We start from the raw sequence: 26,373 nt of genomic DNA on the forward strand, positions 1-26,373 counted from the left end.
CCGAAAACGGTTGTCACGCGGTCGTTTCGCGCGGCAGCCGGACGGTGAAGGTGGTGCCGACGCCCTCGGTGCTGCGCACATCGACCGTGCCGCCGTGCGCGCTGACCAGCGCCTGCACGATGGACAGCCCGAGCCCGGTGCCGCCGCTGGTGCGGGCGCGCGAGTTGTCGGTGCGGTAGAAGCGCTCGAAGATGCGGTCGGCCTCGTCGGCGGGTAGGCCGGGGCCGGTATCGGCGACCTCGAGCAGGACCTCGTCGGCGGTGGGGGTGAGGCGGACCGCGACCGAGGCGTCCGGCGGGGTGTGCGTGAGCGCGTTGTTGAGCAGGTTGGCCAGCACCTGGCGCAGCCGGGTCTCGTCGCCGGTGACCTCCAAAGTGCCTTCGCCGGTTTCGATTTCGAGTTCGATGCGACGGCTCGCGCCGTTCGGATGCTCGGCGGCCGCCATTGCCCGCGCGCTGTGCACGGCATCGCTGGCCACGGCGAGCAGATCGACCTGGCCCTGCTCCAGCGGGCGCTGAGCGTCCAGCCTGGCCAGCATCAGCAGGTCCTCGACCAGGATGCCCATCCGCTGGGATTCGCGTTCGATACGGTCCATGAAGAGGTCGGGGTCGGTGGTCGCGCCCTGGCGGTAGAGCTCGGCGAAGCCGCGGATGGTGGTGAGCGGGGTGCGCAGTTCGTGGCTGGCGTCGGCGACGAACTGGCGCATCTTCGCCTCCGACCGCTTGGCCGCGGCCTCGGACGCCTCGGTCTTCGCGAACGCCTGCTGGATCTGGGTGAGCATGCCGTTGAGTGAACGAGACAGCCGGTCGACCTCGGTATTGCTGCCGCGCACCGGAACTCGGCGATACAGGTCACCGCGGGCGATGGCGGCGGCGGTGTTCTCCACCCGCAGCAACGGGCGCAGGCTGCGCCGGATCACGAAGTAGGCGGCGACGGCCAGCGCGGTCAGCACGATCAGCCCGACGACCAGTTCCAGCATGACGAGACGTTGCACGATGTCGAAGTTCTGGTTGAGCGGCAATGCCACCGTGGTGGTGCCGTCCGGCACGCGGACGGTCAGGGTCCGCCATTCGATCGGCCCGCCGCCGATCGAGCGCACGGTCATCGGGCCGATCTCCGGTGAATCCGGCAGTGCGGGATCGACATCCAGGCCGAACGCCTTGATGACGTAGACCCGTCCGTCGTCCTGCACCGAACGGACGTAGAACTGGCTGGTGTGCCTCGGGTCGCCCGGCAGACTCGGCGGCGGCGGTACCCGGCGGCGCGACCATTCGATCGCGCCGTTGCGCAGCTGCTGATCGGTACGGTCGGTCAGCGAGCGTTCCAGGCCCGAGGTGACCACCATGCCGGAGATCAACAGCCCGAGGCCCGCGGTGGCGACCAGAATCAGCATCAGCGTCACCCGCAAGGGGATCGCCGACAACACACCGGAGGTCTTGGCGCGCAGCGCCGCGATCCGGCCCTCCGTCATTTTCCAGCCGACCGGCTGCGACTCGGGGCGCGCATGACGTAGCCGACGCCGCGCAGGGTGTGGATGAGGCGCTCGTCGCCGGTGTCGACCTTCTTGCGCAGATACGACACGTAGGTCTCGACCACGCCGACCTCGCCGCCGAAGTCGTAGCGCCACACGTGATCGAGGATGCGCGGCTTGCTCAACACCGTGCCCGCGTTGACCATGAAGTACCGCAGCAGGGTGAACTCCGTGGGCGACAACGCGACCGGCTCGCCCGCCTTCCACACCTCGTGGGTGTCGTCATCGAGTTCGATGTCTTCGAACCGGAGCCGGGAACTCTCCCGCTGCGGTGCGGCGTGCCCGGCGCGGCGCAGGATCACCCGCAGCCTGGCCACCACTTCCTCCAGGCTGAACGGCTTGGTGACGTAGTCGTCGGCGCCGAGGGTGAGACCGGTGATCTTGTCCTGCACCTCGTCGCGCGCGGTCAGGAACAACACGGGGGAGTCGATGCCGTCCGCGCGTAGTCGGCGCAGCAGGCCGAAGCCGTCCATGCCGGGCATCATCACGTCGACGATCAGCGCCTGCGGCCGGAAACTGCGCGCCTTGTCCAGCGCCTGCGCCCCGTCGACGGCCGTGTCCACCGCGAAGCCCTGGTAACGCAGGCTCACCGCGAGCAGCTCCACGATCATCGGCTCATCGTCGACCACCAGCACCCGCGCCTCGGGTGCCTGCTCCGCAGGCGCACCACTCATGGGTTCATAGTCCGTTATCCGGCTGCGAACTTGCTGGACCAAACCTGGGTGATTCCTGTGAAGAGGGTTAGCGTGACGGCTGCCGCTCCTCCGGGTAGGTGTCGTCGTCGGTCAGCAGCGCGCTGCCCGCGACCTGCCCCTGTGCCAGTGCCTCGAGGAAGGCGCGGGCCCAGCGGTCCACGTCGTGCGCGAGGACCTGGCGGCGCAGCGAGCGCATGCGGCGGCGTTTGGTGTCGCGATCGTCCTCGATGGCGGAGACGATGGCGTCCTTGACGCTGTCCAGGTCGTGCGGGTTGCACAGGTAGGACTGGCGCAATTCGGCTGCGGCACCGGTGAATTCGCTGAGCACCAGGGCGCCGTTGAGGCCGCTGTGGCAGGCGACGTACTCCTTGGCGACCAGGTTCATGCCGTCACGCAATGGCGTCACCAACATGACATCGGCCGCCACGAAGAAGGCGATCAGCTCGTCGCGCGGGATGGGCCGGTGCAGATAGTGCACCACCGGGTAGCCGACCTGGGCGAACTCGCCGTTGATCCGGCCGACCTGGCGCTCGATGTCGCCGCGCATCTGGATGTAGCTCTCCACCCGCTCGCGGCTGGGTGTGGCGAGCTGGACCATCACGGTCTCGGACGGATCGATCCGCTCCTCGAGCAACAGCTCTTCGAGCGCGTTGAGCCGGATGTCGATGCCCTTGGTGTAGTCCAGGCGGTCGACGCCGAGCAGGATGTTCTTCGGATTGCCCAGTTCCGCACGGATTTTCGCGGCTCGCTCGCGGATGGAGCGGCGCCGGGAATGCTCGTCGAGTTCGGCCGAGGAGATCGAGATCGGGAACGCGCCGACCCGGACCGTGCGGAAACCGACCTGCACCACGCCGAGCTTGGAGCGAACACCGACGGTGCCGCGCGAGGTCGGCTGTCCGGCCAGCCTGCGGGCCAGGTACAGGAAGTTCTGCGCGCCGCCGGGCAGGTGGAAGCCGATCAGGTCGGCGCCGAGCAGGCCCTCGACGATCTCGGTGCGCCACGGCATCTGCATGAACAGCTCGACCGGCGGGAACGGGATGTGCAGGAAGAAACCGATGGTCAGGTCGGGGCGCAGCATCCGGAGCATCTTCGGCACCAGCTGCAGCTGATAGTCCTGCACCCACACGGTGGCGCCCTCGGCGGCCACCTTCGCGGTCGCCTCGGCGAAGCGCCGGTTCACCGTGACGTAGGCGGCCCACCACTTGCGGTCGTAGACCGGGCGCACGATCACGTCGTGATAGAGCGGCCACAGCGTGCCGTTGGAGAAGCCCTCGTAGTAGTCGGCGACCTCGGACGCCGTCAGCGGCACCGGATGCAGCTCGAGGCCGTCCTCGATGATCGGATCGACGTCCGCGTCGGGCACCCCCGCCCAGCCGACCCAGGCGCCTTTGTTGTTGCGCAGCACCGGTTCCAGTGCCGTGACCAGACCGCCCGGACTGCGTTTCCATCGGGTCGTGCCGTCGGGCAGCCGTTCCAGGTCGACCGGCAGCCGGTTGGCCACGACGACGAAACCGGAACCGGATTCGGCCGGGCCGGTGCTCGTCGCGGTGGTGTCGGCAGGTGCCGTGTCTAGGGCGGGGTCGGAGTCGTCGGACGAAGTCATCTGGTCCACTCACGCATCCTTTGCGCGTCGCTGGGTCCCCCGGAGAGTCCGGTGCGTCGACGTCGCCGTTGGCGTCGAAAGGCTGGGCTTATTCTGCCCGGGCGCTCGGTGCGATGCCGAGCATCGACAACAGCATCCGGCACTCGTCGGCGTCCTCGGCGTAGGCCGCGACAACGCGCTGTGCCTGACGTGCGGTTTCGTCGGCAAGTGGTTCCAGATCGTCGTCCGCGATGTCGTTCGCGCTGCCCTTCGCGGCCATCTTCAAGTCCTCCCGGTTCACTACGCTCGTACGTGCGAATAGTCAATGGTATCTGTCCTCAGCAGGCGCGGGTGGCACCCGCGTCAGACCGGCCCCCGGCCGGTGTGCCGACTCCCTCCGCCCCTATACCGTGGGGCGGAGCATCAACTCCACGAAAGGGTCGATATGCCGCTGGCCACGGTGAACGGAATTTCCCTCAACTACCAGGTCAAAGGTGACCGCGCGCGGGGTACCGATGTCAAGGGTTCCGGGCCGCTTGTGGTCATGATCATGGGCACCGGCAGCCCCGGCCGGGTCTGGGAACTGCATCAGGTGCCCGCGCTGGTCGCGGCCGGATACCGGGTGTGCACCTTCGACAACCGCGGGATCGCGCCCTCGTTCGAGGCAGCGTCCGGCATGACCATCGATCAGCTGGTCGCCGATACCGCCGGACTGATCGAGTTCCTCGACGAGGGTCCCGCGCTGGTCGTCGGCACCTCGATGGGCGCGCGGGTCGCGCAGGAGCTGGCGCTGGCCCGGCCCGAGCTGGTCCGCAAGGCGGTCTTCATGGCAGGCCACGGGCGCCTCGATCAGTTCCAGAAGACGCTCTCGCTCGGCGAGCACGACCTCGACGCCAGCGGGGTGAAGCTGCCGGAGAAGTACGAGGCCGCGGTGACCGCGGTGATGAACCTCTCGCCCGCGACGCTGGCCGACCCGAACTCGGCGCGCGACTGGCTCGACCTGTTCGAATTCACCGGCGGCCCGGTCACTCCTGGCATCCGGGCCCAGCGTCGGATGGATCACGATTTCGACCGGGTGCAGGCCTACCGCGCGATCACGGTGCCGTGCTTGGCCGTCGGCTTCGCCGACGACCGGATGATCCCGCCCTACCTGTCCAGGGAAGTTGCCGAGGTCATCCCCGGTGCGCGCTACCAAGAGGTGCCGGATGCCGGCCACTTCGGCTATCTGGAACGTCCCGAGACCGTGAACAAGATTCTGCTTGACTTCTTCGCGAGCTGAGATTCCCCGGCCAGAGGTAACCACCCAGGCGTAACGTCTCCCTTGCTAGGGTCGAAACAACGCTCGGGACTCCAACGGCGCGCAAGTCCGTGGAACCTCTCGGTTCGTCGGACCCGGCGCCGGGCGATCCACGAGCGATCCCGTACATAGCGCCAGTATCCAGTGAGGTGAAATTGAGCACCAACCCCTTCGATGATGAAGACGGCCGCTTCTTCGTTCTGGTCAACGACGAGGAACAGCATTCCCTGTGGCCTGCCTTTGCCGAGGTCCCGGCCGGATGGCGGGTCGTGTTCGGCGAGGACAGCCGCGCTGCCTGCGTCGAGTACGTCGAAAAGAACTGGACCGACATGCGTCCGAAGAGCCTGCGCGACGCGATGGCCGCCGACGACGCGGCCCGTCAGGGCGCCCAGTCCTGAACTCGCGGTAGCTGAATACTGCGCCGGGACACCCGCCGACTGCGTGATGCCGTAAACCCGGTGTCACGCAGTCGGTGCGTCCGGCTATGATGGCAACCGCTTTTCCAAGGCACCCGCCTCCTTAGCTCAGTGGTAGAGCACCGCTCTTGTAAAGCGAAGGTCGTCAGTTCAATCCTGACAGGGGGCTCATTCAAAAAGGGTGGTCAGACCGAGTTTCGGTCCGGCCACCCTTTTGCTTTGAGCTGGAACGACGTTCAGTCGGGGCTGGTCGATCGGCGGGATCAAGCCACCCATCGAACGCATCCTCAGCTTTCAGCCCTGTGACAGGGCGAAGGCGAGCATTGCGGTGGAGGTGAAGTCGATCGAGGGTTCCACGCTCTGCCATGCGCCGACATCGTCGAGGAAACGGGCTTTGTGCCCGTCGAAATCGGTCCAGGGTGTACCGGGATCGGCGGAGCAACGTTTCATGGTCGGGAAGGTATTGAGTTCGTCGAGTTTTTCTGCGGCGTTCGGGCCGTTCACGACGGCGCCGCGCAGGATGTCGCCGTTGCCGTCGAGGCTGCCGGCGAGGTTGGCCACCTGGTGTTCGGGGCAGTGCGGGTAGACCTCGCCCGCACCGATGAGGAAGGTGCTGCCCCAGGAGTTCGCGCCAAGGGCCCAACTGCGCTGTTGCGTACCGAAGGCGTCGTAATGGTGGTCACCGGTGGCTTTGCGGTACAGCTGTGCGGTGGCGACGAGGCCGAAAGTGTGTGGTACCGAGTCGAAGTCGGTGTACACCGCCCCTGCTCGGAAGGGGTCCTCGGCGGCCCGGTTCATGCCGTCGTCCAACTGTCGGCGCAGATCTTTCTGCAGGTTCTCACCGTTCTCGTTGCCTGCCTGCAGGAGTGTGAGGAGGTCGGCGTGGGCGAGCGCGCTGACGTCGGCGACGCCGAGGGTGCCTTTGGTGTCGGCGGAAATGTACTGTGCCGCCCAGTGGATGGCTTGCTGCTTCCAGTCGGCGGCGCGGGTGTCACCCAATGCTGTAGCGGCCAGGCTCATTTCGGTGGCGCCGAACTCCATGTCGTCTTGCCAGGAGTTCTCGGGGTAGAAGTTGTGCGGGAACGCGGTGATCAACGCGTCGCCGGGTTCGGTATTCGCCTTGGCGTAGACAGCAGCCGCTTTACCCAGCCAGGATTTGGCGGCAGCGGGGTTTTCGAGGGCGCTGTTCTGCGCAGCGAGCGCGAAGACCGCGGCTACCCGACCGGCCAGGTTAGGGCTGATCGGTGCGCCCGGCTCGTTGGCCCGCAGCACCGGCCGGTTCTTGATCAGGTAGTCGGGGTCGCCCGGTTGCACTTTCAGGTCGTCGTCGGTCTCGGGTAGCCGCCAGACGTCGTGGTCGGTGCGGACGTTGTCGTTGCCCGCGCCGATGCCGACTTGGGCGTAGAGGGTGCCGCTCTTGCCGTCCCACATCTTGTCCAGCCAGGACACCCCATGGTCGACCTCCTGCGCCAGGCCCGCGGCGTGTGGAGCGATGCGCAGCGCCAGCAGGAGGTCGGCGGTGCTATACGCGGTGGTGTGGGTGAATTTCAGGAAGTCACCCGCGTCGAACCAACCGCCGGACACGTCGACGGGTCCGCCGATCGGGGTCAGCGCCGCGTCGAGCAGTTCGTTGCCTTCCTCGTTGTATCGGGGAGTGGCATACACAGTGGCCCGGCGATCCGCCAGGTGTGCGGGCTTGCGGTGCAGCACATTCGGAAGCACGTCCGCGCCGTCGCGCTGGGCCTGGAAGAAGCGGATGTTGTCCTCGATAAGGGGGGTGAGCAGCTGTGCCGCGGGCGCGATGCGGAACATCGGGGAGCTGCCCGACGCCGTGCCGGTGAGCTCGACGTGGTAATTGCCGGGAGTGTCGAGACCGGAGAGGTCCACGAGGTGGACTGCGGGGTACTTGCTGCTCCAACTGCCGGTGCGGGCGCCGACCTGGCCGGTGGTCACGGTGCTGCCGTGTTCGTCTACCACCCGGTAGCCGGCCTGACCCAATTCCGGGCCCGAACCCATGACGAAGGCTTGTTTGGCTTCTCCGACGGCGTAGCCGGCCTGGTTGACCCGGATCGCGGGCGGGCGGGTGCTCGACGGGCCTTCGTCGGCAGGACTGGTCCCGCCCGCAGGCAGGGTGCAGGCGGTGATCGCGAGGGTGAGAGCTGCCAGCAGAGTGGTGGAGCGCAGGCTCCAGGTGCGGCCGAGTCGGAAAGTGGACATGAGCAGCACCCTGCCCGGTGCTAGATGAGATGAAGATGAGGAAAGGCTGTGCAGTTCAGCGGCTTGTGCGTGCGGGTAGCAGCAGCTGCGCCAACGCCCCACCGCCGGGGGCCTGCGACATTCGGGCGGTGCCGCCGTGCAGCTCGGCCACCCAAGCGACGATCGCCAGGCCGGTGCCGGTACTTGCGGCACCGGTGACGCGTCGTCCGAATATCCGGGTCCGGTCTTGCGGAGGCACACCGGGGCCGTGGTCGCGTACCTCGATCCGGGTGGCCGTGACCGTCACGTCGACCGCCGTGCCACCGCCGTGGCGTAGCGCGTTTTCCACGAGGTTCCGGACCGCTTGGGCCAGTAGCTCGGGATCCCCGTCGACGATGACGGGCTCGCTGGTGACGGTGACACCGGCGGGATCGGGTAGCTCCCGGATGGTCTGTCGGACCAGTTGGTCCAGGCGCAGCGGGGTGAGTTCGGCGGCCTGGGTCCCGGCTTCCACGCGGGCGCGGGCGAGCAGCCCGGTGACGAGCCGGCCCAACCGGTCGACCAGCCCCGCAGCCTCCTGCAGAGCTGCGGGTGCGCGTTCCGGTGCGCCGCTGCCGTGCTCTACCACCAGGCGCAGGGTGGCCAGCGGTGTGCGCAGTTCGTGCGCGGCCTCGGCGAGGAACTGCTCCTGCTGCTCGAGTCCCTGTAAAGCGGGCCGCATCGCGCGTCCGCTCAGCAGGTGCCCCACGGCGGCCGCCGCCAGTACGAGTGCCGCGCAGCCAAGAGCCAGCCACTCGATCAGCCGTCGGTGGGCGGCCTGGCTGCGAGCCGGGTCGGCACCGACCAGCACGGTGGCGCCGATACTGTCCTGGTCCCAGACCGGGGCCGCGGCCCACCGATACTCGCTCCCATCGGCGGCCGCAGTGGTGACCAGGACCGTCTCCTGATCGTCTTGGACTTCCTGCCAGATCTTCTGGAGTGCCCCCGGCGCGGGGAGGGCCGCCGGGGACGGGTAAGCGGAGCGGATCTGCGGTCCAGCACTCGGGGATGCCTGCAGGATGGCGAGCATCTCGGCGCTGCGGGCGAGCTCGTCCTCGGGCAGTGAGTCCAGCCGCAGCGTGCCCTGCGCGTCATAGAACAAGGTGCGGGCCAGGCCGTCGGCGCGGTGACTGACCGCATTGTCGAGGTCGTTGCTGCGCGAATGGCTGTCGGTGCGCACAGCGATGGTGGCCAGCACCAGCAGACACAGCGCGGTCGTCGCCGCGAACAGCAGAGTCATCACCCACCGGGCGCGATGCAGCCGCGCGAGTGCGGGAGTTCGCGACGTCACTGGTCGGTGGCCGGGTCGGTGATGCGGTATCCCACGCCGCGCACCGTCACGATGAGCTCCGGTGGGCCCAGCTGGCGGCGCAGTTGCCCGATGAGGACATCGACGACGTTCGACAGCGGCTCGGTCTGCTCGTCCCAGCAGCTTTCAATGAGTTCACTACGAGTGACCACCTCTCCCGCACGCATCATCAGCACCTCCAGGACCGCGAACTCCTTTGCGGTCAAGGCCAACAGCACGCCGCCTCGCCGCACCCGTCGGCGTGGATGATCCAGCTCGAGGTCACCGACCCACAACTGGGGTGGCCGAGCAGGTTGGACGCGGCGGCACAGCGCGCGCACCCGGGCGTTGAGCTCGGCGAACGCGAACGGTTTGACGAGGTAGTCGTCCGCGCCGTGCTCGAAGCCGGTCACGCGGTCGGTGACCGCGTCCAATGCGGTGAGCAGCAGGACCGGGAGTGTGGATCCTGCGGTGCGCTGGGCGGCCAGCAGGGTCAGCGCGTCACCGTCGGGCAGCATGCGGTCCGCGATCAAGCAGTCATAGGTGTTGACGGCGAGTTTGAAGTCGGCGTCGGCTAGATCGACCGCGACATCGACCGCGAAGCCTGCCTCGCGCAGCCCTCGGGCGATTGCCGGGCCGAGCTCGGAGTCGTCCTCCAGGACCAGTAGGCGCATGCGGAGCGACGCTACTTGACCAGGTCGTTAGTTCGATCCTGACCGGGGGCTCATCCGAAAAGGGTGGTCAGACCGAGTTTCGGTCCGACCACCCTTTTGTTTTGGGCTGGAACGACGTTCAGTCCGGGACGTTGGCTCCGTGGCCGAGGTCGCGCAGGGCCTGCTTGATCTTGGCCTGTGCCTCGTCCATCGACTCGGGGGTCGGGTCGGTGTCGGCGCCGGAGATGTCGAAGTTGCCCATGGTGAAGGCCGGGAAGACGTGCACGTGCAGGTGCGGGACCTCGAGGCCGGCGATGAGCAGACCGGCGCGCGGTGCGTCCCAGGCGGCGCGCACGGCCTGGCCGATCTTCTGGGCGACGACGTTGAGGCGGGCGAAGGTGTCCGCATCGATGTCCTGCCACTGATCGATTTCCTTGCGGGGCACCACGAGGGTGTGCCCGGGGGTGACCGGTGCGATGGTGAGGAAACCGACGAATTCGTCGTCCTCCCAAACGAATCGACCTGGTAGCTGACCGGCGATGATCGCGCTGAAGACAGAAGCCATGCCCCGCAGGCTACGCCGAGGTGAAATGCGACAGGATGCCCTGCACCTCGTAGATGTCGACCTGGCGGTTGAACCGTTTCTGCAGCGGCTCGTGGCTGCCGGAGATCCAGATGCAGAGCTCGGCGTCCAGGTCGAAGGTGCCCGCGGTCTCCACCGAGAAGTGGGTGATCGCGCGGTAGAGGATGCTGTGATAGCTGACCTTGCGGCCGGTCATGCCCTGCTTGTCGACCAGGATCAGGCGCCGGTTGGTGAACAGGATGGCATCGCGCACCAAAAGATATGCGGCGTAGATCTGTTCGCCCTCGCCCATCAGTTTCGCGTATTCCTGTTGCGCCCGGCCGGGATCGATCCGCCCGGCATTGCCCATCAGTCCGTCGATCAGACCCATCGTGTGCACATCCTTCGCGCGGTGTGGGTGGCGTGGCCCGGCGGAGGTATGCCGGAACCATCCCTTTCCATCATCCATGTCGCGAGACCGATATTCGATGGTCGACTGCTGTTCATGAGCGAGCGCAGAGCTTCCTGGGCCTTCACCTAAGCTGTCTGCCGTGCGCGTACTCGTCATCGGTTCCGGAGCCCGTGAACATGCCCTCGTCCTCGCGTTGCGCCGCGACCCCGTGGTCAGCGCGATCGTCGCCGCGCCGGGCAACGCGGGCATCGCGCAGCACGCGACGACCAGGCCGGTCGATCCGTGCGCCGCGGAGGCGGTGGTCGCGCTGGCCACCGAGTCGGCGGCCGATCTGGTGGTGATCGGGCCCGAGGTGCCGCTGGTGCTCGGCGTCGCCGACGCCGTGCGGGCGGCCGGGTTCGCCTGTTTCGGACCGTCCGCCGCGGCCGCGCGGATCGAGGGCTCCAAGGCCTTCGCCAAGGACGTGATGGCGGCCGCTGGGGTGCGCACCGCGCACAGCGAGATCGTGGACACCCCGGCCGACCTCGATGCCGCGCTGAGCCGGTTCGGGCCGACCTGGGTGGTGAAGGACGACGGTCTTGCCGCGGGCAAGGGTGTGGTGGTCACCGCCGACCGTTCCGCGGCTCGCGATCACGGCGCCGAACTGCTGGAGCAGGGACACCCGGTGCTGCTGGAGTCGTTCCTGGACGGGCCGGAGGTTTCGCTGTTCTGCCTGGTCGACGGCGAGACGGTGGTGCCGCTGCTGCCCGCGCAGGATCACAAGCGGGTCGGTGACGGTGACACCGGACCGAACACCGGCGGCATGGGCGCGTACACGCCGCTGCCGTGGCTGTCCGACGAGGCGGTGACCGCGATCGTCGATGATGTGGTGAAACCCGTTGCGGCCGAATTGGTTCGCCGGGGCAGCGCGTTCTCCGGGCTGCTATACGCCGGCCTCGCGATGGGTGTCGCCGGACCGGCGGTCGTCGAATTCAATTGCCGCTTCGGCGATCCCGAAACCCAGGCCGTGCTCGCCCTGCTGGAAAGCCCGCTGGCCGAGCTGCTCAACGCCACCGCCACCGGCACCCTCGCCCAGGTCGAGCCGCCGCGCTGGCGCGACGGCGCCGCGATCACCGTGGTGCTCGCCGCCGAGAACTACCCGGGTCGCCCGCGCGTCGGCGACGTCATCACCGGTGCGGGCGAGGGCGCGGTGGACGACTCCGCCGCGGTGCTGCACGCCGGAACCGCGCAGCGCGAGGACGGTGCCCTGGTCTCCGCGGGCGGCCGCGTGCTCAATGTGGTCGGCGTCGGCGCCGACCTCGCCGAGGCCCGCGCGCACGCCTACGAGCGCATCGCCTCGATCAAACTGCCGGGCAGCCACTACCGCACCGACATCGGCCTCGCCGCCGTAGAAGATCGCATCGCCGTGCTTACCCGCCCCTCCGCGAATTCAGGCCAGACTCAGGAGCCGTGACAGTGGCGTCGGCGGCCGTCGGCGATGTTGTGGGTTGCATTAGCCCGTGCCCGGCGAGTTACCCATGTGCTCGCGAAATCAGTCGCTGCGCCGAGCTAGCCCTTAGCCGACGGTGAGGCCGTGTAACGCCAACCACGGCTGCGGGTCTACGTGCTGCCCGCCGATGATGACCTCGAAGTGCAGGTGCGGGCCGGTGGAGTCGCCGCGGTTGCCGACGCGGGCGATCTGCATGCCGGCCGGGACGCGTTCGCCGCGGGAGACGAAGAAGTCGTACATGTGGCCGTACACGGTGATGGTGCCGTCGTCGTGCCGGATGCGCACCCACAGCCCGAAGCCCTCGGCCGGGCCCGCGTCGATGACGGTACCGTTGGCGACCGCGTAGATCGGGGTGCCGATCGGGGCCGCGATGTCGATGCCCGCGTGGAAAGTGCCCCAGCGGGAACCGAATCCGGAGGTAAAGGTGCCGTGCGCGGGCAGGAAGAAGCCGCCGATACCGGGCAGGGTCACGCCGGGCAGCGTGGTCGCACCGCCGCCGCCCATCCACGGCTGCCATTCGCCCGCCGCCGCTGCGGCGGCCTCGGCCTTGGCGCGTTCCAGCGTGGCCCGCGCGGCCGCCGCGACCACGGCCTGTTCGCGCAGGCGTTCACCGTTGTCGATGGCGTTCAGGTACCGGCGCACCGACGGCGGGGTGGACTGCACCTGCAGCGGATAGGCCACGGCGACGCGCTGCACGTGGTCCTGGTCCGGGGTGCGATCGCTGATCGCGCCCGTGAAGGAGGCATCGCCCGCGGCGAAGACGGCGGTCACCGCGAGCCCGGCCAGCAGTACCCGATGCTTGCGCAGCAGCGCGAGCAGCTTGTCGCGGTCGGGTCGTTTGTCCCACCTGTCGCGCAGCTCGGAGCGCCGCCGCCACAGTTCCCGCGGATCGGGCCGACGTCGCAGGATCTCCTGAACGTTGCGCCGATCGAGCAGGGCCCGCAGGCCGCGTGCCGGTCGTTGCCGCAGCCGAGCACGCCAGTCCGGCGGAATGACCCCGATGCCACCCACTCCGCGCACCCGGTCGAGCCCAGCTCGTCGAGCATTCTCGAGCATCAAGCCGACCATAACCCTGGTGGGCGGGGAGCGCACGACCGGCGCTGAGTCGGTCGTGCCGAGCCGGAGCCTGCCGGGCACGACGAAAGACGACCGTCCGCGAGGTGTCGTCGTGCCGCACCGTCTACCGTCACACGGGTGTCCAGAGAATCTCGCCGGTCGACCATTCCACCTTTCTACGTGATGGATGTCTGGAAAGCTGCGGCGCAACGGGCCAGGACGCACGGAGATGTGCTCGTGCTCGCCGCCGGACAACCGTCGACGCCAGCGCCCGCGCCGGTGCTGCGCGCGACCAAGGCCGCGATCGAATCCGAATTGCTCGGCTACACCGAGACTTTCGGCATCCTGCCGTTGCGCGAGGCGATCGCCCGGCATCACACCGAGACCTACGGCTACGCCGTAGACCCGGACGACGTGGTGGTCACGACCGGATCGTCGGGCGCGTTCTCGCTGATCTTCCTGGCCGCCTTCGATCCCGGCGACACGGTGGTGGTGGCCCGTCCGGGCTATCCCGCCTACCGCAACACGCTCACCGCGCTCGGCTGCCGGGTGGTGGAACTGGATTGCGGCGCGGAAACCAGGTTCCAGCCGACGGTCGCCATGCTGGACGCGCTGCCCGAACCACCGGCCGGACTGGTGGTCGCGAGCCCGGCCAACCCGACCGGCACCATGATCGCCCCCGCCGAACTCGCCGCGCTGGCCCGCTGGTGCGACGCGCACGGCACCCTGCTCATCTCCGACGAGATCTACCACGGCATCACCTACGACAGCTCGGACACCGGAACCTCCTCGTCCTGGGAGACCTCCCGCGAATCGGTGGTGATCGGCTCGGTGTCCAAATACTTCTCGATGACCGGCTGGCGGCTCGGTTGGATGTTGGCGCCCAGCGGATTACGCCCCGCCCTGCAGCGGCTGGCCTCCAACCTGACCGTGTGCCCGCCCGCGATCTCGCAGTACGCGGCGCTGCACGCGTTCGGCGCCGAGGCCAAGGCCGAACTCGACGGGCATGTGCGCCGCTATGCGATCAACCGCCAACTGCTGCTGGACGGCCTGCCGAAAATCGGCATCACCGACCTGGCCCCGGCGGACGGCGCCTTCTACGCCTACGCGGATATCGGCCATCTCACCCATGATGCGCGCGCGTGGTGCGCCGACGTGCTAGACAACACCGGGGTCGCGCTCGCCCCCGGCATCGACTTCGACACCGTGCACGGAAATCGGACAGTTCGCTTCTCCTTCGCGGGCGCCACCGCGGACATCGAGGCGGCGCTGGTTCGTCTAGGGCACTATCTGGGTGTTTGATCGTCGTGTCCGGCAACAACTTTCCGCAGTTCGGCACCGTGGCCGCGCGGATACGGTAGAACATCGATGGTTGCTTTTCCTCGCTGATTTCCCCTGGAAGAACTGATGACGACTGGCACGATGGCACGGTGATCACCGCGACGACCCCGAAAGGCGAACGGCGTCGCCAGGCTTTGGTAGCTGCCGCCGCCGAGTTGTTGCTCGAAGGCGGGTTCGAGGCGGTGCGGCATCGGTCGGTGGCGACCCGTGCTGATCTGCCGCTGGCGTCGACCACCTACTACTTCGAATCGCTGGAAGACCTGATCGCGCGCGCGGTCGAATTCAGCGGCAATGTGGAGCTCGACGCGATGCGCCGCCGAGTCGGCGAGGTGAGCCACCGCCGCCGCGGCGCCGAGGCGACCGTCGATCTGGTGCTCGATCTGCTGGTCGGCGTCGACGGGCACTGGCACGACGAGGGTGCGCGCGGGCAGTTGATCGCGCGCTACGAGCGGTCGGTGGCCTCCGCGCGGCACCCCGAGCTACGCGAGGTGCAGCTACGCCTGCGAGCTCAGCTCGACGAGCTGCTCGCCGATGTGCTGCGCCGCTCCGATCGATTGGTGCGGCCCGAGCAACTGCGCAGGTTGGTCGCGGTGGTGGACGGCGCGGTGGTCGCGGCACTGACCGAAATGGAGCCGGAACCGCGCAGAATGGCCCGTGGTGCGCTGCTCGAGGTGATCGACATCGTCGCACCGGCGACGCCCCAGCAAGTGGACCGTTTCCGCGCACTAGACTGACACGACGTGAGCGAGCGCAGCGAGGGAACCATAGACACAGTGCCCAGGGGCACGACGGAGCCGAGCGTCAGCGAGGCGGAGTCGTGAGCCTCGTTCCGAACGTCCTTGCCACCCGATACGCCAGTCCCGAACTGGTGCGGCTGTGGTCGCCCGAGAACAAAATCGTGCTCGAGCGGCGACTGTGGCTGGAGGTGCTGCGGGCCCAATCGGAACTCGGAATCGAGCTGCCCGCAGGCGTACTCGACGACTACGAGCGGGTGATCGACCAGGTCGACCTCGCCTCCATCGCCGAGCGCGAGCGGGTCACCCGGCACGACGTGAAGGCGCGCATCGAGGAATTCAACGCACTCGCCGGGCACGAGCACGTGCACAAGGGCATGACCAGCCGCGACCTCACCGAGAACGTGGAGCAGCTGCAGATCCGGCTCTCGCTCGAGCACGTGCACGCCCACGGCATCGCGATCGCGGCCCGGCTCACCGAGCGGGCCGCCGAATATCAGACGCTGGTGATGGCGGGACGCTCGCACAATGTCGCGGCGCAGGCCACCACCCTCGGCAAGCGGTTCGCCTCGGCCGCCGACGAACTGCTGATCGCGCTCACCCGGGTGCGTGAGCTGATCGACCGGTACCCGTTGCGCGGCATCAAGGGCCCGATGGGCACCGCACAGGACATGCTCGACCTGCTCGGCGGCGATCCGGCCAAGCTGTCCAAGCTGGAGCAGCAGGTGGCCGGGCATCTCGGCTTCGCGACCGTGCTCACCAGCGTCGGCCAGGTGTATCCGCGCTCGCTCGACCACGATGTGCTCTCCGCGCTGGTTCAGGTGGGTGCCGGTCCGTCCTCGTTCGCCCACACCATCCGGTTGATGGCCGGAAACGAGCTGGTCACCGAGGGCTTCCAGCCCGGCCAGGTGGGCAGCTCGGCGATGCCGCACAAGATGAACACCCGCTCGTGCGAGCGCGTCAACGGCCTGCAGGTGGTGCTGCGCGGCTACGCCTCGATGGCCGCCGAGCTGGCCGGCGCGCAATGGAATGAAGGCGACGTCTTCTGCTCCGTGGTCCGCCGCGTCGCGCTGCCGGATGCCTTCTTCGCCATCGACGGCATGATGGAAACCTTCCTCACCGTGCTCGCCGAATTCGGCGCCTACCCCGCCGTCATCGCCCGCGAATTGGACCGCTACCTCCCGTTCCTCGCCACCACCCGCATCCTGATGGCCGCCGTGCGCGCCGGCGTCGGCCGCGAAACCGCGCACGAGGTCATCAAGGAACACGCGGTCGCGGTAGCCCTCGCAATGCGCGAACAGGGCCGCGAACCCGACCTGCTCGACCGCCTCGCCGCCGACCCCCGCCTCCCGCTGGACCGCGCCGCCCTCGACACCGCCCTCGCCGACAAGTCCGCCTTCATCGGCGCCGCCGAAGCCCAGGTCGCCGACGTCATCGCCGCCGTCCAAAAACTCGTCGACCAGAACCCCACCGCCGCCAACTACACCCCTTCTCCAATCCTGTAGCGGGAGCGGTTGTTTCGCTGCGAATTCGCTAGCAGGTGTCATAGCCGACGGGTATCGTCCCCCGGTGGCCATTCACGCCTTTGTGGACGAGTCGATTCGTCGCGACCGCTACCTCCTCTGTGCTGCCCTCATTCCGCCTGAGCGGTTGGCAGATGCGCGGTCGCTTGTCCGCGGTCTCTGCTTGCCTGGGCAGCGGCGCTGGCATTTCGCTAAGGAGCCGGACAGTCGACGGCGGCTGATTCTTGCCGCTATGGCGCGATGTGAAGGTGTCCGCGTGACGATATTCGTGGGGCGAGGGATCGAGGTTCGCGCTCGCGACGAATGCATGGCTCGATTGGTGACGCACCTGGTGGACTTGAAGGCGGAGCGGTTGGTGATCGAATCGCGGGAGAGCCTGGACCATCGTGATCGACACTGCATTGCCAGGGTGCTTCGCAAAGCATCGGCGGATCTGCCGTACGTGCACATGCTCCCGCATTGTGAACCCGGGCTGTGGTGGCCGGACGCGGTCGCCTGGGCGTTTGGTGCGGGTGGGGTGTGGAAGGCGATGGTCGCACCGTTGGTGCAGGACGTCTACAACGTCGAAAACTCTCGTAGATAGCGCGAAACCCGACTGCTCACCGTCCGGAGAGGAGCCGGGTCCACTTCTCCCAGCTAGTGCCGGGAGCTGCCCTCGATGCTACTGCATCTTATGTTTGATGGCTATGTAATTGCGATGCGCCGACGCGCGGCTGCTGTGCGCGCGGAACCCGGCTTCCCACCGTCCGGTGACGAGCCGGGTCCACTTCTCCCAGCTAGTGCCAGGAGCTGTTGTCAGTATGAGCCTGGCGAGATGGTGGGGGTAGTGAATTTATCGCTGGTGAGGATAGTCGGGCGCGTTAGGGTTTCGGGGTGAATCCGTACACGGTTTTTGGGGAGATCATTGCTGGGCGGGCGGCGGCGAGTCGGGTGTATGAGGACGCGGATGTGTTGGCGTTCATGGATATTCGGCCGATGACGCCGGGGCATGTGTTGGTGGTGCCGAAGGTGGTTGCGCGCAGTCTCGCCGAGTTGGATCCGGTGGTCGGGGGGAAGTTGTTTCAGGTGGGGCAGCGGGTGGCGGCGGCGTTGCGGGTGAGTGAGGTGGGGTGTGATGGGGTGAATTTCTTTCTCGCCGATGGGGTTACGGCGGGGCAGGAGGTGTTTCATGTGCATCTGCATGTGATTCCGCGGACGCCGGGGGACGGGTTCGGGTTGCGCGGGCGGCCCACGAGTCCGCCGCGGGCCGACCTGGATTATCTGGCCGGGTCTATTCGAGGGGCGCTCGGTCGTTCGAATTCGTGAGTTCGGCGGGAAGTATGTGCCGTACCGGCTGATTTGCTGAATGAACGCCGAGAGCTAGATCACTTCCGCAACAACCTGCGGTGAGCTACCTTTAAAAGCCGTTGTGATGCGGCGATGGAGGTGTGACCGTGCGTCGAACACCAGTTGCTGTGGCAGTGCTGACCGTCGCGCTCGGCGTGCTCGGGCCCGCGGTCATCGGACCTGCGATGGCGTCGGCCGCGCAGGTCGAGCGGATCGACAACCTGAGCCCGACGCGCACCGCGATGTTCGTCAATTCGCCCGCGATGGGGCGCACGATCCAGGTTCAGGTGCTGCATCCGGCGGGCGGCGGCCCGCGACCCGCGTACTACCTGCTGGACGGCCTCGATCCCGGCACCAGCCAGAGCACCTGGACCAACGCCACCGATGCGGAACGATTCTTCGCGGGCTCGAACGTCAACGTCGTGCTCCCGGTCGGCGGCGAGGCCAGCTACTACACCGACTGGCAGCAGGACGACCCGCAACTCGGCCACTACCGATGGGAGACGTTCCTGACCGAGGAACTGCCACCACTGATCAACGCCCGATTCAACGGCAACGGCGTCAACGCGATCGGCGGACTCTCGATGGGTGGCAATGCGGCCTTCATCCTGGCCGCCCGCAACCCGTCGCTGTACCGCGCGGTCGCGGGCTACAGCGCTTGCCCCGATACCGGCCTGGCGATGGGCGCGGTGATGTTCTCCATCGCCAACCGCGGCGGCAACCCGCTCAATATGTGGGGCGCTCCGGGCAGTCCGGCCTGGGCCGAACACGATCCGGCGCAGCTGGCAGAACGCCTGCGCGGCAAGACAATCTATCTGTCCAGCGGCACCGGCATCCCCGGTCCGCACGAGACGGAGATCAAACCCCAACTGGCGGAGAACATCTTCCTCGGCGGCCCGGTCGAGGTCGGCGTCAACGCCTGCGTGGTCGCGTTCGAACAGCGCCTGCGCGGGCTCGGCATCCCCGCCCGAGTCGACTACAGCGCTACCGGAACTCACTCCTGGTCCTACTGGCAGGACATGCTGCACGCGTCGTGGTCGACCATCGCGCCGTCGATCGGAGCCTGAATTCCGCACGGGCGCAGCGGATTCCCTAGTTCCGCCCCGCATTGAGCACGACAATCGCGATCTGGACCCGGTTTTCGGCATCGAGTTTGGTGAGCAGCCTGCTGGTATACGACTTCACCGTCGCGATGCTCAGGTGCATTTCCTTGGCGATATCGGAATTGGACAGGCCACGGCCGATCGCTTCGGCGACGTCGCGTTCGCGCTCGGTCAGCGCGGTGAGGGCGGTGCGGGCCCGCTCGCGTGCCGCGGCGTCGTCACTCGGCCCGGCGGTGGCCACCGAGATCAGTTGCGCGGTAATGCTCGGCGAGAGCATCGGCCGCCCCGCCGCCACCTGCTTGACCGCGGCGACGATATCGGCGGGCGGTGTGTCTTTCAGCAGAAATCCGTGTGCCCCGATTCGCAACGCCTGCAACACCATGTCGTCAGCGTCGAACGTGGTCAGCACCACCACCCGGGGCGGGTCGGCCCGGCTCAGCAGTTCGCGGGTGGCGTCGAGCCCGTCCCGGACCGGCATCCGGATATCCATCAGCACGATGTCGGGGGACTGTGCGCGGACCACCGCGAGCGCCTGTTCCCCGTCGGCGGCCTCACCGACCAATTCCAGCTCCGGATCGCCGCCGAGGATCATCGTCAATGCTGAGCGAGCCAATGGCTCGTCGTCGACGACGACCACGCGGATGCGTGCGTTCATCTGTCGCTCGTCGCGACAACGGCGGGCCACGGCAGCACGGCACGCAGCCGGAAACCGCCGGTCGGATCGGGGCCGTAATCCAGTGTGCCGCCGACCAATTCGGCACGTTCGGTGAGACCGAGCAGACCGTAGCCGGAGGACGGTAGCGCAAAGCCGGGCCTGCGCGGCGCGGAGTTGCCGACGTCGACGATCAGATCCTGGCCCGGCCCGCCGTCGATGCGCACGCGGACCGCGGCGCCGGGAGAATGCTTGCGCGCGTTGGTCAGTCCCTCCTGGGCGATGCGATACGCCGTGCGCGCGCTGGTCGCCGGGAGGTCGGCCGTCGTGGTGTCGGTGATCGACACGTCCATGCCCGCCGAGCGCGCCTCGTCGACCAGGCGCGCGAGATCGGCGAGGGTGGGCTGCGGCGGTTCCGGGGTGTCGGTGAGCGCGTCGTCGCTGGTGCGCAACACGCCGAGCACCTCACGCAGCTCCTGCAACGCGAGATGCGCGTTCTCGGCAATGGTTTTCGCCGTCGCGGCGGTCTGCTCCCTGGTCAGGTCGGTGCGGAAACCGAGCGCGCCGGCATGCATCGCCACCACCGAAATCCGATGTGCCAGCACGTCATGCATTTCCCGCGCGATGCGATTGCGTTCCAGCAGCCGCGCCTCGGCGGCCCGCGCGTGCTGTTCTCGCTCAGCGGTCTCGGCGCGAGACCGTAACGACCACACCAGATCTCGCCGCGCGCCGACCGCGAAGCCGATCGCGACAATGGTGGCGATGGCCGCCGTGATCACCGCCGGTCCGACCCAATACGGCTGCACGTCAGCTTCGGTCGGGTAGATCACGCTGTCGGTGAGCAGGCCGGTCCCGATGCTGACGACCGCCAGCGCGATGGTCTCGGCATAGCGCCGCCGGGTGGCCAGCGAACACAGCACCAGGGCCGCCGCGCCATTGGCGGTGACCGACGCGGTGGACATCACCGTCACGATCGCCGCGATGGCCACCGGATAGCGGCGCCGCAGCAGCGTGAGCAGCATGCATGCCACGCCGAGTAGCGGATCGCCGATCTGGAACCAGGTGAGCAGGGCGCCGTCGATCGGTGCCATCTGGTCCTTGGTGGTCGACCAGGCGAGTAGGCCGATGCCCGCGACCGCTGTGAGTCGCCAGGCGTGCGACCACGGCCGAAGCGGTGGCGCCGACGACAGGGGTGCGGGGGACATGACGCGACTGTAGGTGGCGCGCGACCGCCCGCGCATCGGCCTCCAGGGCGAATTCGGGTCGACCAAAGGATGAACCCGCCGTCGACCGATGGCCGATGTGCGATGACCTGCCTCGGGGCAATTATGAGATACGTCGCCGCCAGTCAACGCAGGAAACGGAGAGTGTGATGGGCAAGAACGTGTGGGTCGGACTGCAGATCGTCGGCATGGTCTTGCTGGTCGCGTCGGCCCAGGCCGTCCTCCGCCTGTTCATCGATCACCGCAAATCCCAGGTGTGGGGCGTGCTCGACTGGGTGCCCGGCGGCTGGGGCGGTCAACTCGTCGTGCTCGTCGTGCTCGCCACCTGCGGCGGGATCCTCGCCGAACGCGCGAACAACAAAGTGAAACTGCTCGAAGCCTGAAACCCCCATGTCCGGCCCCGGGAAAACCCTGATGCCGCGTCCGAAACTTCCCGCCGCGCACATAACTGCTGGCAATTCTGTGCGCGGCAGGACGATTCGTCCGCGCCGGAATCAGTGGGCCGATACTTCGGCGGGCTGCCAGTGCGGGTAGTCGCTGTAACCCTCGGCGGTGCGGCCGTAGAGCAGGTGCTCGCGGATCGGGGCGAGCGGGAGGTCGTGGGTGAGGCGATGGACGAGGTCGGGGTTCGAGATGAAGTGGCGGCCGAACGACACCAGGTCGGCCAGGCCCGCGCGCAGCACGTCCTCGGCGGCCTCGGCCGTTGTCGGCGCGCGGTTTTCGCCGATATTGGCGATGAGGGTGCCGCGCCAGCGTGGCCGCAGGTCGGCCAGCGCCCGGTAGCTGTCGTTGTCGGTCAGGTGCAGGTAGGCCAGGTTTCGGCGGTCGAGTTCGGTGACCAGCGTGCGATAGAGCGGGGCCGGATCGGCTTCGACCATATTGAACTGCGGGTTGCCGGGGGACAGGCGGATTCCGGTGCGATGCGCGCCGATCTCGGCGGCCACGGCATCGACGACGGCCAGCGGCAGGCGCATCCGGTTCTCGATCGATCCGCCGAATTCGTCGGTGCGCAGGTTGGTGTTGTCCGCCAGGAACTGATGCACGAAATAGCTGTTGGCGCCGTGGATTTCGACACCGTCGAAGTCGGCCGCGATGGCGTTGCGGGCCGCGATGGCATGCTGCTCGACGGCCGCCTCGATATCGGCGCGGTCGAGTGTCGCCGGTGTGATCGGCTCGCCCTTGCCGCCGTCGATCAGGTGCACCCGATCCTCGTCCAGTACCGCGGACGGACCGGCGGGCCAGGAGCCGTCGATCCGGGCGAGCGGGTGTCCCTTGCGTCCGCCGTGCATGAGCTGCGCGAAGATTCGCCCGCCGTTCGCATGGACGGCCTCGGTGACCCGTCGCCACGCCTCGACGTGCCGTTCGGTGTGCAGCCCGGGCACCCAGGCCTCGCTCTGCCCGGTCGAATGCGGCCAGATGCCCTCGGTCACGATGAGTCCGGCCGCCGCGCGCTGGGCGTAGTAGTCGGCGACATCGCTGGTCGGCGAGCCGTCGGGCAGCGAGCGCAGCCGGGTCATCGGCGACATGACGATCCGATTGGGCAGTGCCCGTGCGGAATTGCGGTATTCGGTCAGTAGCAGCATTCCTGTACCGTAAAACCTGACATCAATGTCAGGTCAAGGAGCGATTGTGCGCATCGGTGAACTGGCCGAGCGGACCGGCGTCAGCGTCCGGTCGCTGCGGTATTACGAGACCAAGGGACTGCTCGCATCGGAGCGGACCTCCGGCGGGCAGCGCGAGTACCCGGCGTCGGCCGTCGACCGGGTCCGGCGCATCCAGGAGATGTTCGCCGCCGGCCTGCACAGCGACACCGTCGGGGAATTGCTGCCCTGCATCCACGACGTGGACGGCAGCCCGAACGCGGCCGCCACTCCATTCCTGGTGCAGAAGCTCACCGGGGAGCGCGAGCGGATCGAACAGGCCATGCGCGACCTGGACCGCACCCGCGAGGTGCTCGACAGCGTCATCGAGGCCGCCTCCGGCCCCAAGCCGCGCACCGAGGGGCAGGGATAGATCAGCAATACCTCAGTGCGACAGCTCGAGCAGCGCGGTTGCCGGGTCCTGGCGGGACGGGCGGGGTCCGCGCCGCTACGGTGGAACCCATGGCTCTCGACAGCGGTACCGGAACGATCTCAGACCTCGACGGGGTGACGGCACCGATCGCCAAGACGGTGCCCACCGAACGCGTGCATCACGGCGACGTGTTCGTCGACGAGTACGAGTGGCTGCGGGACAAGGAGAACCCCGAGGTCATCGCGCACCTCGAGGCGGAGAACACGTACACCGAGGCGCAGACCGCGCATCTAGCCGAGTTGCGCGACTCGATCTTCGACGAGATCAAGGGCCGCACCCAGGAGACGGACCTGTCCGTGCCGACCAGGATGGGCGAGTACTGGTATTACTCGCGCAGCTTCGAGGGCAAGCAGTACGGCGTGCACTGCCGGTGTCCGATCGCGGCCGACGCCGAGGGCATCGATGCCTGGACCCCGCCGCAGCTGGAGGCGGGCACCGAGGTGCCGGGCGAACAGATCCTGCTGGACAGCAACGTGGTCGCCGAGGGACACGACTTCTTCGCGCTGGGCGCGTTCTCGCTCAGCCATGACGGCAACCTGCTCGCCTACTCCGTGGACACCGTCGGTGACGAGCGGTACGTGCTGCGCTTCAAGGATCTGCGCACCGGGGAGATGCTGTCCGACGCGATCGCCGAGACGGCGCCGGGCGCGACCTGGTCGCTGGACGGCACGCACGTCTTCTATCAAACGGTCGACGAGTCCTGGCGGCCCGACACCGTGTGGCGGCACCGGCTCGGCGCTCCGACCGCCACCGATGTGAAGGTGTTCCACGAGCCCGACGAGCGCTACTGGGTGAGCATCACCTCGACCCGCTCGGAGAAGTACCTGATGATCTGGGTCGGCTCCAAGATCACCACCGAGGGCTGGGTGCTCGAATCCGATGATCCCGAGGGCGAATTCCGGGTCATCCTGCCGCGTCGCGAGGGCGTCGAGTACTCCGCCGAGCACGCGGTGGTCGGCGGCGCGGACCGATTCCTGATCCTGCACAACGATGTGGTCGACGGCGTGAAGGCGGAGAACTTCGTGCTCGCCGACGCCCCGGTCGCCGATCCGTCGGACCTGACGCTGCTGATCGAGCACCGCGACGATGTCCGCCTCGAGGACGTCGATGCCTACGCCGATCACCTGGTGCTGAGCTACCGGCGCGAGGCGCTCACCCGGGTCGCGGTCTGGCCGCTGACCGACAGCGGGTACGGCGAGCGGCGCGAACTCGACTTCGATCTGGAGCTCTTCGCCGTCGGCGCGGGTGCGAACCCGGAGTGGGCGCAGCCGACCCTGCGCATCGGGCTGACCTCGTTCATCACGCCGGTGCAGGTGTTCGACTACGTGCCGGCCACCGGCGATCTGCTGCTGCGCAAGGAGCAGCCGGTGCTCGGCGGCTATGACGCGAACGATTATGAGCAGCACCGGGATTGGGCGATCGCCGAGGACGGCACCCGGATCCCGATCTCGCTGGTGTGGAAGAAGGGGCTCGCGGTGGATGCGCCGAAGCCCTTGCTGCTCTACGGGTACGGCTCCTACGAGGCGAGTATGGATCCCTCCTTCTCGGTTTCGCGGCTGTCGCTGCTGGATCGCGGCATGGTGTTCGCGGTCGCGCATGTGCGTGGCGGCGGCGAGATGGGCCGGCTCTGGTACGAGAACGGCAAGACGCTCACCAAGAAGAACACCTTCACCGATTTCGTTTCGTGCGCACGGCATTTGATCGATACCGGCAAGACCGCGGCGGACCGGATGATCGCCGACGGTGGCAGCGCGGGCGGCCTGCTGATGGGCGCGGTGGCGAACCTGGCGCCGGAGCTGTTCGCCGGCATCCTGGCGAATGTCCCGTTCGTCGATCCGCTCACCTCGATCCTGGATCCGTCGCTGCCGTTGACCGTCATCGAATGGGACGAGTGGGGTAACCCGTTGGCGGACAAGGACGTCTACGACTACATGAAGTCCTACGCCCCGTACGAGAACATCGAGGCCAAGGACTACCCGGCCATCCTGGCCATCACCAGCCTCAACGACACCCGCGTGCTCTACGTCGAGCCCGCCAAATGGGTTGCGAAACTCCGCGCCACCAAGACGGGTGACGCGCAGCTGCTGCTGAAGACGGAGATGAGCGCGGGCCACGGTGGTGTCAGCGGCCGATACGAGAAGTGGAAGGAAGTCGCCTTCGAGTACGCCTGGGTGCTGGACCGGGTGGGCTTGGCCGACGCGTAATCCTGTGGCGGGAGGCCGGTTTCATCGCCCGGCCTCCCGTTTTCACAGAACCTTTCGCAGTATTCGTATCCGGCGGCAGATTTATCTCTTGCCGGGCATCGCGACCGGCAGTCCCAACTCGTGTGCCACATCCGCCATTTGATCGTCGTAGGTGACCAGCGCGAGTAGTTCCCGCTCCAACTGCATCGCACTGGCCACGTGAATGGCGTCCGCGGTTTTCAGTCGTCGAGGTAGATACGTGGCGAGGTCGCAGACACTATCGGTCAGCGGGATCTTCATGAACCGGTTGTTCAGATCTTGCATCAAGCCGGGAAAGCTCCCGATGTCGTCGCATCCGCGCACTGATTCGACGAATCCGATTGTGCTCGTAGCCAACTTCGCGGATTGGTGTTGCTTCGTGAACTTATTCAGTGCTCCCGCATATGGGCGCCCGGTGGTCTCGGTGATGATCGCGGAGGCGTCGAGATACAGGATCATCGCTCCGGCCCATTCAGTTCGTCGCCGTACACCGCCGCGTTGGCATCCGCTGGATCCTCGCCGCGTCCGAGTCGCCGCAGCAACTCGTCTCGTTGTTCACGGTCCCTGATCAGTCTGGCCACCGCGTCGTCGGCTGCTTCCTGATCGACCTCGACGTACTTGTACTTCTCGAAGGTCTCGAGCATCTGCCCGACGGTCCGGGCGCCGCCCGGCGGTTCGATGATCACACCTTGCGCCACCAGCCGGTCATACGTGCTCATCTCATCGAACGGTGGCGAGAGAACAGCAATGGTCTTACCGTGTTTGGTCACTTGGATTGTTTCCCCCTGCTCTACTTCCGCGAGTATCGCGCTTGGGTTGTAAGAGAATTCTCTGACAGAAACTGTCCGCATCCGAGCGTCTCCCCTCGATCGAGGGTCCCACGGGCTGAATCGGCGAGCGCCGAGCCCGACAAAGTGCTTACGCGAGGGTACAACGTGTAGGCACAACAGGGAAAGGGAT

Annotated in this window: 27 protein-coding genes and 1 tRNA gene; 13 read left to right on the forward strand and 15 right to left on the reverse strand. The window is 67.5% G+C overall.

What is annotated here, in order from left to right; translation table 11 throughout:
* Nucleotides 1-13: 13 nt before the first annotated feature.
* The 4 genes from ACIBK2_RS07695 to ACIBK2_RS07710 all read right to left on the reverse strand — a co-directional run bounded on the left by ACIBK2_RS07695 (nt 14) and on the right by ACIBK2_RS07710 (nt 4,088).
* A complete protein-coding gene (locus tag ACIBK2_RS07695; protein WP_396964797.1) occupies nt 14-1,471 on the reverse strand; it encodes a sensor histidine kinase in 1,458 nt (485 codons plus the stop codon).
* A complete protein-coding gene (locus ACIBK2_RS07700; RefSeq protein ID WP_150403823.1) occupies nt 1,468-2,205 on the reverse strand; it encodes a response regulator transcription factor in 738 nt (245 codons plus the stop codon). The genes ACIBK2_RS07695 and ACIBK2_RS07700 overlap by 4 nt, the downstream gene beginning before the upstream one ends.
* A 67-nt stretch (nt 2,206-2,272) precedes the next feature.
* The gene (locus ACIBK2_RS07705; protein WP_396965864.1) at nt 2,273-3,829 is read right to left on the reverse strand and encodes a trehalose-6-phosphate synthase; all 1,557 of its coding nucleotides are present in this window, start codon (nt 3,827-3,829) and stop codon (nt 2,273-2,275) included.
* Nucleotides 3,830-3,917: 88 nt separating this feature from the next.
* Nucleotides 3,918-4,088, reverse strand: a complete 171-nt coding sequence (locus ACIBK2_RS07710) for a hypothetical protein (protein WP_396964800.1) — start codon at nt 4,086-4,088, stop codon at nt 3,918-3,920.
* A gap of 165 nt (nt 4,089-4,253) precedes the next feature.
* Between ACIBK2_RS07710 and ACIBK2_RS07715 the strand changes: the two genes are divergently transcribed.
* The 3 genes from ACIBK2_RS07715 to ACIBK2_RS07725 all read left to right on the forward strand — a co-directional run bounded on the left by ACIBK2_RS07715 (nt 4,254) and on the right by ACIBK2_RS07725 (nt 5,690).
* Entirely contained in the window at nt 4,254-5,087 is an 834-nt protein-coding gene (locus ACIBK2_RS07715; RefSeq protein ID WP_396964802.1) for an alpha/beta fold hydrolase, read from the forward strand.
* Between the two features lie 173 nt (nt 5,088-5,260).
* Nucleotides 5,261-5,503: an MbtH family protein gene (locus ACIBK2_RS07720; protein WP_011207082.1), complete on the forward strand. Its 243-nt coding sequence runs from the start codon at nt 5,261-5,263 to the stop codon at nt 5,501-5,503.
* Between the two features lie 115 nt (nt 5,504-5,618).
* Nucleotides 5,619-5,690 (forward strand) — tRNA-Thr (locus tag ACIBK2_RS07725).
* A gap of 125 nt (nt 5,691-5,815) precedes the next feature.
* Here the strand turns inward: ACIBK2_RS07725 and ACIBK2_RS07730 are convergent.
* The 5 genes from ACIBK2_RS07730 to ACIBK2_RS07750 all read right to left on the reverse strand — a co-directional run bounded on the left by ACIBK2_RS07730 (nt 5,816) and on the right by ACIBK2_RS07750 (nt 10,650).
* Nucleotides 5,816-7,738 carry a glycoside hydrolase family 9 protein gene (locus ACIBK2_RS07730; RefSeq protein WP_396964804.1) on the reverse strand — a complete coding sequence of 641 codons (1,923 nt, stop codon included), beginning with the start codon at nt 7,736-7,738 and terminating at the stop codon, nt 5,816-5,818.
* 55 nt (nt 7,739-7,793) lie between these two features.
* Nucleotides 7,794-8,996, reverse strand: a complete 1,203-nt coding sequence (locus tag ACIBK2_RS07735; protein ID WP_396964806.1) for a sensor histidine kinase — start codon at nt 8,994-8,996, stop codon at nt 7,794-7,796.
* Between the two features lie 47 nt (nt 8,997-9,043).
* Nucleotides 9,044-9,718 carry a winged helix-turn-helix domain-containing protein gene (locus ACIBK2_RS07740; protein ID WP_396964808.1) on the reverse strand — a complete coding sequence of 225 codons (675 nt, stop codon included), beginning with the start codon at nt 9,716-9,718 and terminating at the stop codon, nt 9,044-9,046.
* A 118-nt stretch (nt 9,719-9,836) separates the two neighbouring features.
* Nucleotides 9,837-10,262, reverse strand: a complete 426-nt coding sequence (locus ACIBK2_RS07745) for an HIT family protein (RefSeq protein ID WP_396964810.1) — start codon at nt 10,260-10,262, stop codon at nt 9,837-9,839.
* Nucleotides 10,263-10,272: 10 nt separating this feature from the next.
* Complete coding sequence (locus tag ACIBK2_RS07750) at nt 10,273-10,650, reverse strand: PH domain-containing protein (protein ID WP_396964812.1); 378 nt, start codon at nt 10,648-10,650, stop codon at nt 10,273-10,275.
* Between the two features lie 160 nt (nt 10,651-10,810).
* Here ACIBK2_RS07750 and purD point away from each other — a divergent pair, with 160 nt between their 5' ends.
* A complete protein-coding gene (purD, locus tag ACIBK2_RS07755) occupies nt 10,811-12,124 on the forward strand; it encodes a phosphoribosylamine--glycine ligase (protein WP_396964814.1) in 1,314 nt (437 codons plus the stop codon).
* A gap of 102 nt (nt 12,125-12,226) precedes the next feature.
* Here the strand turns inward: purD and ACIBK2_RS07760 are convergent, their stop codons facing one another.
* A complete protein-coding gene (locus tag ACIBK2_RS07760; protein ID WP_396964817.1) occupies nt 12,227-13,216 on the reverse strand; it encodes a M23 family metallopeptidase in 990 nt (329 codons plus the stop codon).
* 138 nt (nt 13,217-13,354) lie between these two features.
* Here ACIBK2_RS07760 and ACIBK2_RS07765 point away from each other — a divergent pair, with 138 nt between their 5' ends.
* The 6 genes from ACIBK2_RS07765 to ACIBK2_RS07790 all read left to right on the forward strand — a co-directional run bounded on the left by ACIBK2_RS07765 (nt 13,355) and on the right by ACIBK2_RS07790 (nt 19,207).
* Nucleotides 13,355-14,518: a pyridoxal phosphate-dependent aminotransferase gene (locus ACIBK2_RS07765; protein ID WP_379282099.1), complete on the forward strand. Its 1,164-nt coding sequence runs from the start codon at nt 13,355-13,357 to the stop codon at nt 14,516-14,518.
* 128 nt (nt 14,519-14,646) lie between these two features.
* A complete protein-coding gene (locus tag ACIBK2_RS07770; RefSeq protein ID WP_357379591.1) occupies nt 14,647-15,291 on the forward strand; it encodes a TetR family transcriptional regulator in 645 nt (214 codons plus the stop codon).
* Between the two features lie 83 nt (nt 15,292-15,374).
* The gene (gene purB / locus ACIBK2_RS07775) at nt 15,375-16,796 is read left to right on the forward strand and encodes an adenylosuccinate lyase (RefSeq protein ID WP_396964820.1); all 1,422 of its coding nucleotides are present in this window, start codon (nt 15,375-15,377) and stop codon (nt 16,794-16,796) included.
* Between the two features lie 274 nt (nt 16,797-17,070).
* A complete protein-coding gene (locus ACIBK2_RS07780) occupies nt 17,071-17,397 on the forward strand; it encodes a hypothetical protein (RefSeq protein ID WP_396964822.1) in 327 nt (108 codons plus the stop codon).
* Between the two features lie 290 nt (nt 17,398-17,687).
* Nucleotides 17,688-18,119 carry an HIT family protein gene (locus ACIBK2_RS07785; protein WP_396964824.1) on the forward strand — a complete coding sequence of 144 codons (432 nt, stop codon included), beginning with the start codon at nt 17,688-17,690 and terminating at the stop codon, nt 18,117-18,119.
* 128 nt (nt 18,120-18,247) lie between these two features.
* Nucleotides 18,248-19,207 carry an alpha/beta hydrolase gene (locus ACIBK2_RS07790; RefSeq protein WP_396964826.1) on the forward strand — a complete coding sequence of 320 codons (960 nt, stop codon included), beginning with the start codon at nt 18,248-18,250 and terminating at the stop codon, nt 19,205-19,207.
* 25 nt (nt 19,208-19,232) lie between these two features.
* On the opposite strand, the gene ACIBK2_RS07795 is transcribed toward ACIBK2_RS07790, so the two are convergent.
* Together ACIBK2_RS07795 and ACIBK2_RS07800 are read right to left on the reverse strand one after the other, a co-directional pair.
* Entirely contained in the window at nt 19,233-19,898 is a 666-nt protein-coding gene (locus ACIBK2_RS07795; protein WP_396964828.1) for a response regulator, read from the reverse strand.
* Complete coding sequence (locus ACIBK2_RS07800) at nt 19,895-21,100, reverse strand: sensor histidine kinase (protein WP_396964830.1); 1,206 nt, start codon at nt 21,098-21,100, stop codon at nt 19,895-19,897. The genes ACIBK2_RS07795 and ACIBK2_RS07800 overlap by 4 nt, the downstream gene beginning before the upstream one ends.
* A 167-nt stretch (nt 21,101-21,267) precedes the next feature.
* Between ACIBK2_RS07800 and ACIBK2_RS07805 the strand changes: the two genes are divergently transcribed.
* The gene (locus ACIBK2_RS07805; protein ID WP_396964832.1) at nt 21,268-21,501 is read left to right on the forward strand and encodes a hypothetical protein; all 234 of its coding nucleotides are present in this window, start codon (nt 21,268-21,270) and stop codon (nt 21,499-21,501) included.
* 111 nt (nt 21,502-21,612) lie between these two features.
* Here the strand turns inward: ACIBK2_RS07805 and ACIBK2_RS07810 are convergent, their stop codons facing one another.
* Nucleotides 21,613-22,701 carry an alkene reductase gene (locus tag ACIBK2_RS07810; protein WP_396964834.1) on the reverse strand — a complete coding sequence of 363 codons (1,089 nt, stop codon included), beginning with the start codon at nt 22,699-22,701 and terminating at the stop codon, nt 21,613-21,615.
* A 46-nt stretch (nt 22,702-22,747) separates the two neighbouring features.
* Between ACIBK2_RS07810 and ACIBK2_RS07815 the strand changes: the two genes are divergently transcribed.
* Entirely contained in the window at nt 22,748-23,131 is a 384-nt protein-coding gene (locus ACIBK2_RS07815) for a MerR family transcriptional regulator (protein ID WP_396964836.1), read from the forward strand.
* An 89-nt stretch (nt 23,132-23,220) separates the two neighbouring features.
* The gene (locus tag ACIBK2_RS07820; RefSeq protein WP_396964838.1) at nt 23,221-25,395 is read left to right on the forward strand and encodes a S9 family peptidase; all 2,175 of its coding nucleotides are present in this window, start codon (nt 23,221-23,223) and stop codon (nt 25,393-25,395) included.
* Between the two features lie 81 nt (nt 25,396-25,476).
* Here ACIBK2_RS07820 and ACIBK2_RS07825 read toward each other — a convergent pair whose 3' ends face one another.
* On the reverse strand, nt 25,477-25,872 hold the full coding sequence (locus ACIBK2_RS07825) for a type II toxin-antitoxin system VapC family toxin (protein ID WP_396964840.1): 396 nt from the start codon (nt 25,870-25,872) through the stop codon (nt 25,477-25,479).
* Nucleotides 25,869-26,264, reverse strand: coding sequence for a type II toxin-antitoxin system Phd/YefM family antitoxin (locus ACIBK2_RS07830; RefSeq protein WP_396964842.1), 396 nt, complete (start codon nt 26,262-26,264; stop codon nt 25,869-25,871). The genes ACIBK2_RS07825 and ACIBK2_RS07830 overlap by 4 nt, the downstream gene beginning before the upstream one ends.
* Nucleotides 26,265-26,373: the final 109 nt, after the last annotated feature.

The sequence above is a fragment of the Nocardia sp. NPDC050175 genome, from assembly GCF_044459885.1.
Taxonomy (GTDB): domain Bacteria; phylum Actinomycetota; class Actinomycetes; order Mycobacteriales; family Mycobacteriaceae; genus Nocardia.

What these genes read in the sequence shown, in the direction of transcription:
- ACIBK2_RS07695 (WP_396964797.1), bottom strand. Translation starts at nt 1,471, where the DNA reads ATGACGGAGGGCCGGATCGCGGCGCTGCGCGCCAAGACCTCCGGTGTG.
- ACIBK2_RS07700 (WP_150403823.1), bottom strand. Translation starts at nt 2,205, where the DNA reads ATGAGTGGTGCGCCTGCGGAGCAGGCACCCGAGGCGCGGGTGCTGGTG.
- ACIBK2_RS07705 (WP_396965864.1), bottom strand. Translation starts at nt 3,829, where the DNA reads ATGACTTCGTCCGACGACTCCGACCCCGCCCTAGACACGGCACCTGCC.
- ACIBK2_RS07710 (WP_396964800.1), bottom strand. Translation starts at nt 4,088, where the DNA reads ATGGCCGCGAAGGGCAGCGCGAACGACATCGCGGACGACGATCTGGAA.
- ACIBK2_RS07715 (WP_396964802.1), top strand. Translation starts at nt 4,254, where the DNA reads ATGCCGCTGGCCACGGTGAACGGAATTTCCCTCAACTACCAGGTCAAA.
- ACIBK2_RS07730 (WP_396964804.1), bottom strand. Translation starts at nt 7,738, where the DNA reads ATGTCCACTTTCCGACTCGGCCGCACCTGGAGCCTGCGCTCCACCACT.
- ACIBK2_RS07735 (WP_396964806.1), bottom strand. Translation starts at nt 8,996, where the DNA reads ATGACTCTGCTGTTCGCGGCGACGACCGCGCTGTGTCTGCTGGTGCTG.
- ACIBK2_RS07740 (WP_396964808.1), bottom strand. Translation starts at nt 9,718, where the DNA reads ATGCGCCTACTGGTCCTGGAGGACGACTCCGAGCTCGGCCCGGCAATC.
- ACIBK2_RS07745 (WP_396964810.1), bottom strand. Translation starts at nt 10,262, where the DNA reads ATGGCTTCTGTCTTCAGCGCGATCATCGCCGGTCAGCTACCAGGTCGA.
- ACIBK2_RS07750 (WP_396964812.1), bottom strand. Translation starts at nt 10,650, where the DNA reads ATGGGTCTGATCGACGGACTGATGGGCAATGCCGGGCGGATCGATCCC.
- ACIBK2_RS07760 (WP_396964817.1), bottom strand. Translation starts at nt 13,216, where the DNA reads ATGCTCGAGAATGCTCGACGAGCTGGGCTCGACCGGGTGCGCGGAGTG.
- ACIBK2_RS07795 (WP_396964828.1), bottom strand. Translation starts at nt 19,898, where the DNA reads ATGAACGCACGCATCCGCGTGGTCGTCGTCGACGACGAGCCATTGGCT.
- ACIBK2_RS07800 (WP_396964830.1), bottom strand. Translation starts at nt 21,100, where the DNA reads ATGTCCCCCGCACCCCTGTCGTCGGCGCCACCGCTTCGGCCGTGGTCG.
- ACIBK2_RS07805 (WP_396964832.1), top strand. Translation starts at nt 21,268, where the DNA reads ATGGGCAAGAACGTGTGGGTCGGACTGCAGATCGTCGGCATGGTCTTG.
- ACIBK2_RS07810 (WP_396964834.1), bottom strand. Translation starts at nt 22,701, where the DNA reads ATGCTGCTACTGACCGAATACCGCAATTCCGCACGGGCACTGCCCAAT.
- ACIBK2_RS07820 (WP_396964838.1), top strand. Translation starts at nt 23,221, where the DNA reads ATGGCTCTCGACAGCGGTACCGGAACGATCTCAGACCTCGACGGGGTG.
- ACIBK2_RS07825 (WP_396964840.1), bottom strand. Translation starts at nt 25,872, where the DNA reads ATGATCCTGTATCTCGACGCCTCCGCGATCATCACCGAGACCACCGGG.
- ACIBK2_RS07830 (WP_396964842.1), bottom strand. Translation starts at nt 26,264, where the DNA reads ATGCGGACAGTTTCTGTCAGAGAATTCTCTTACAACCCAAGCGCGATA.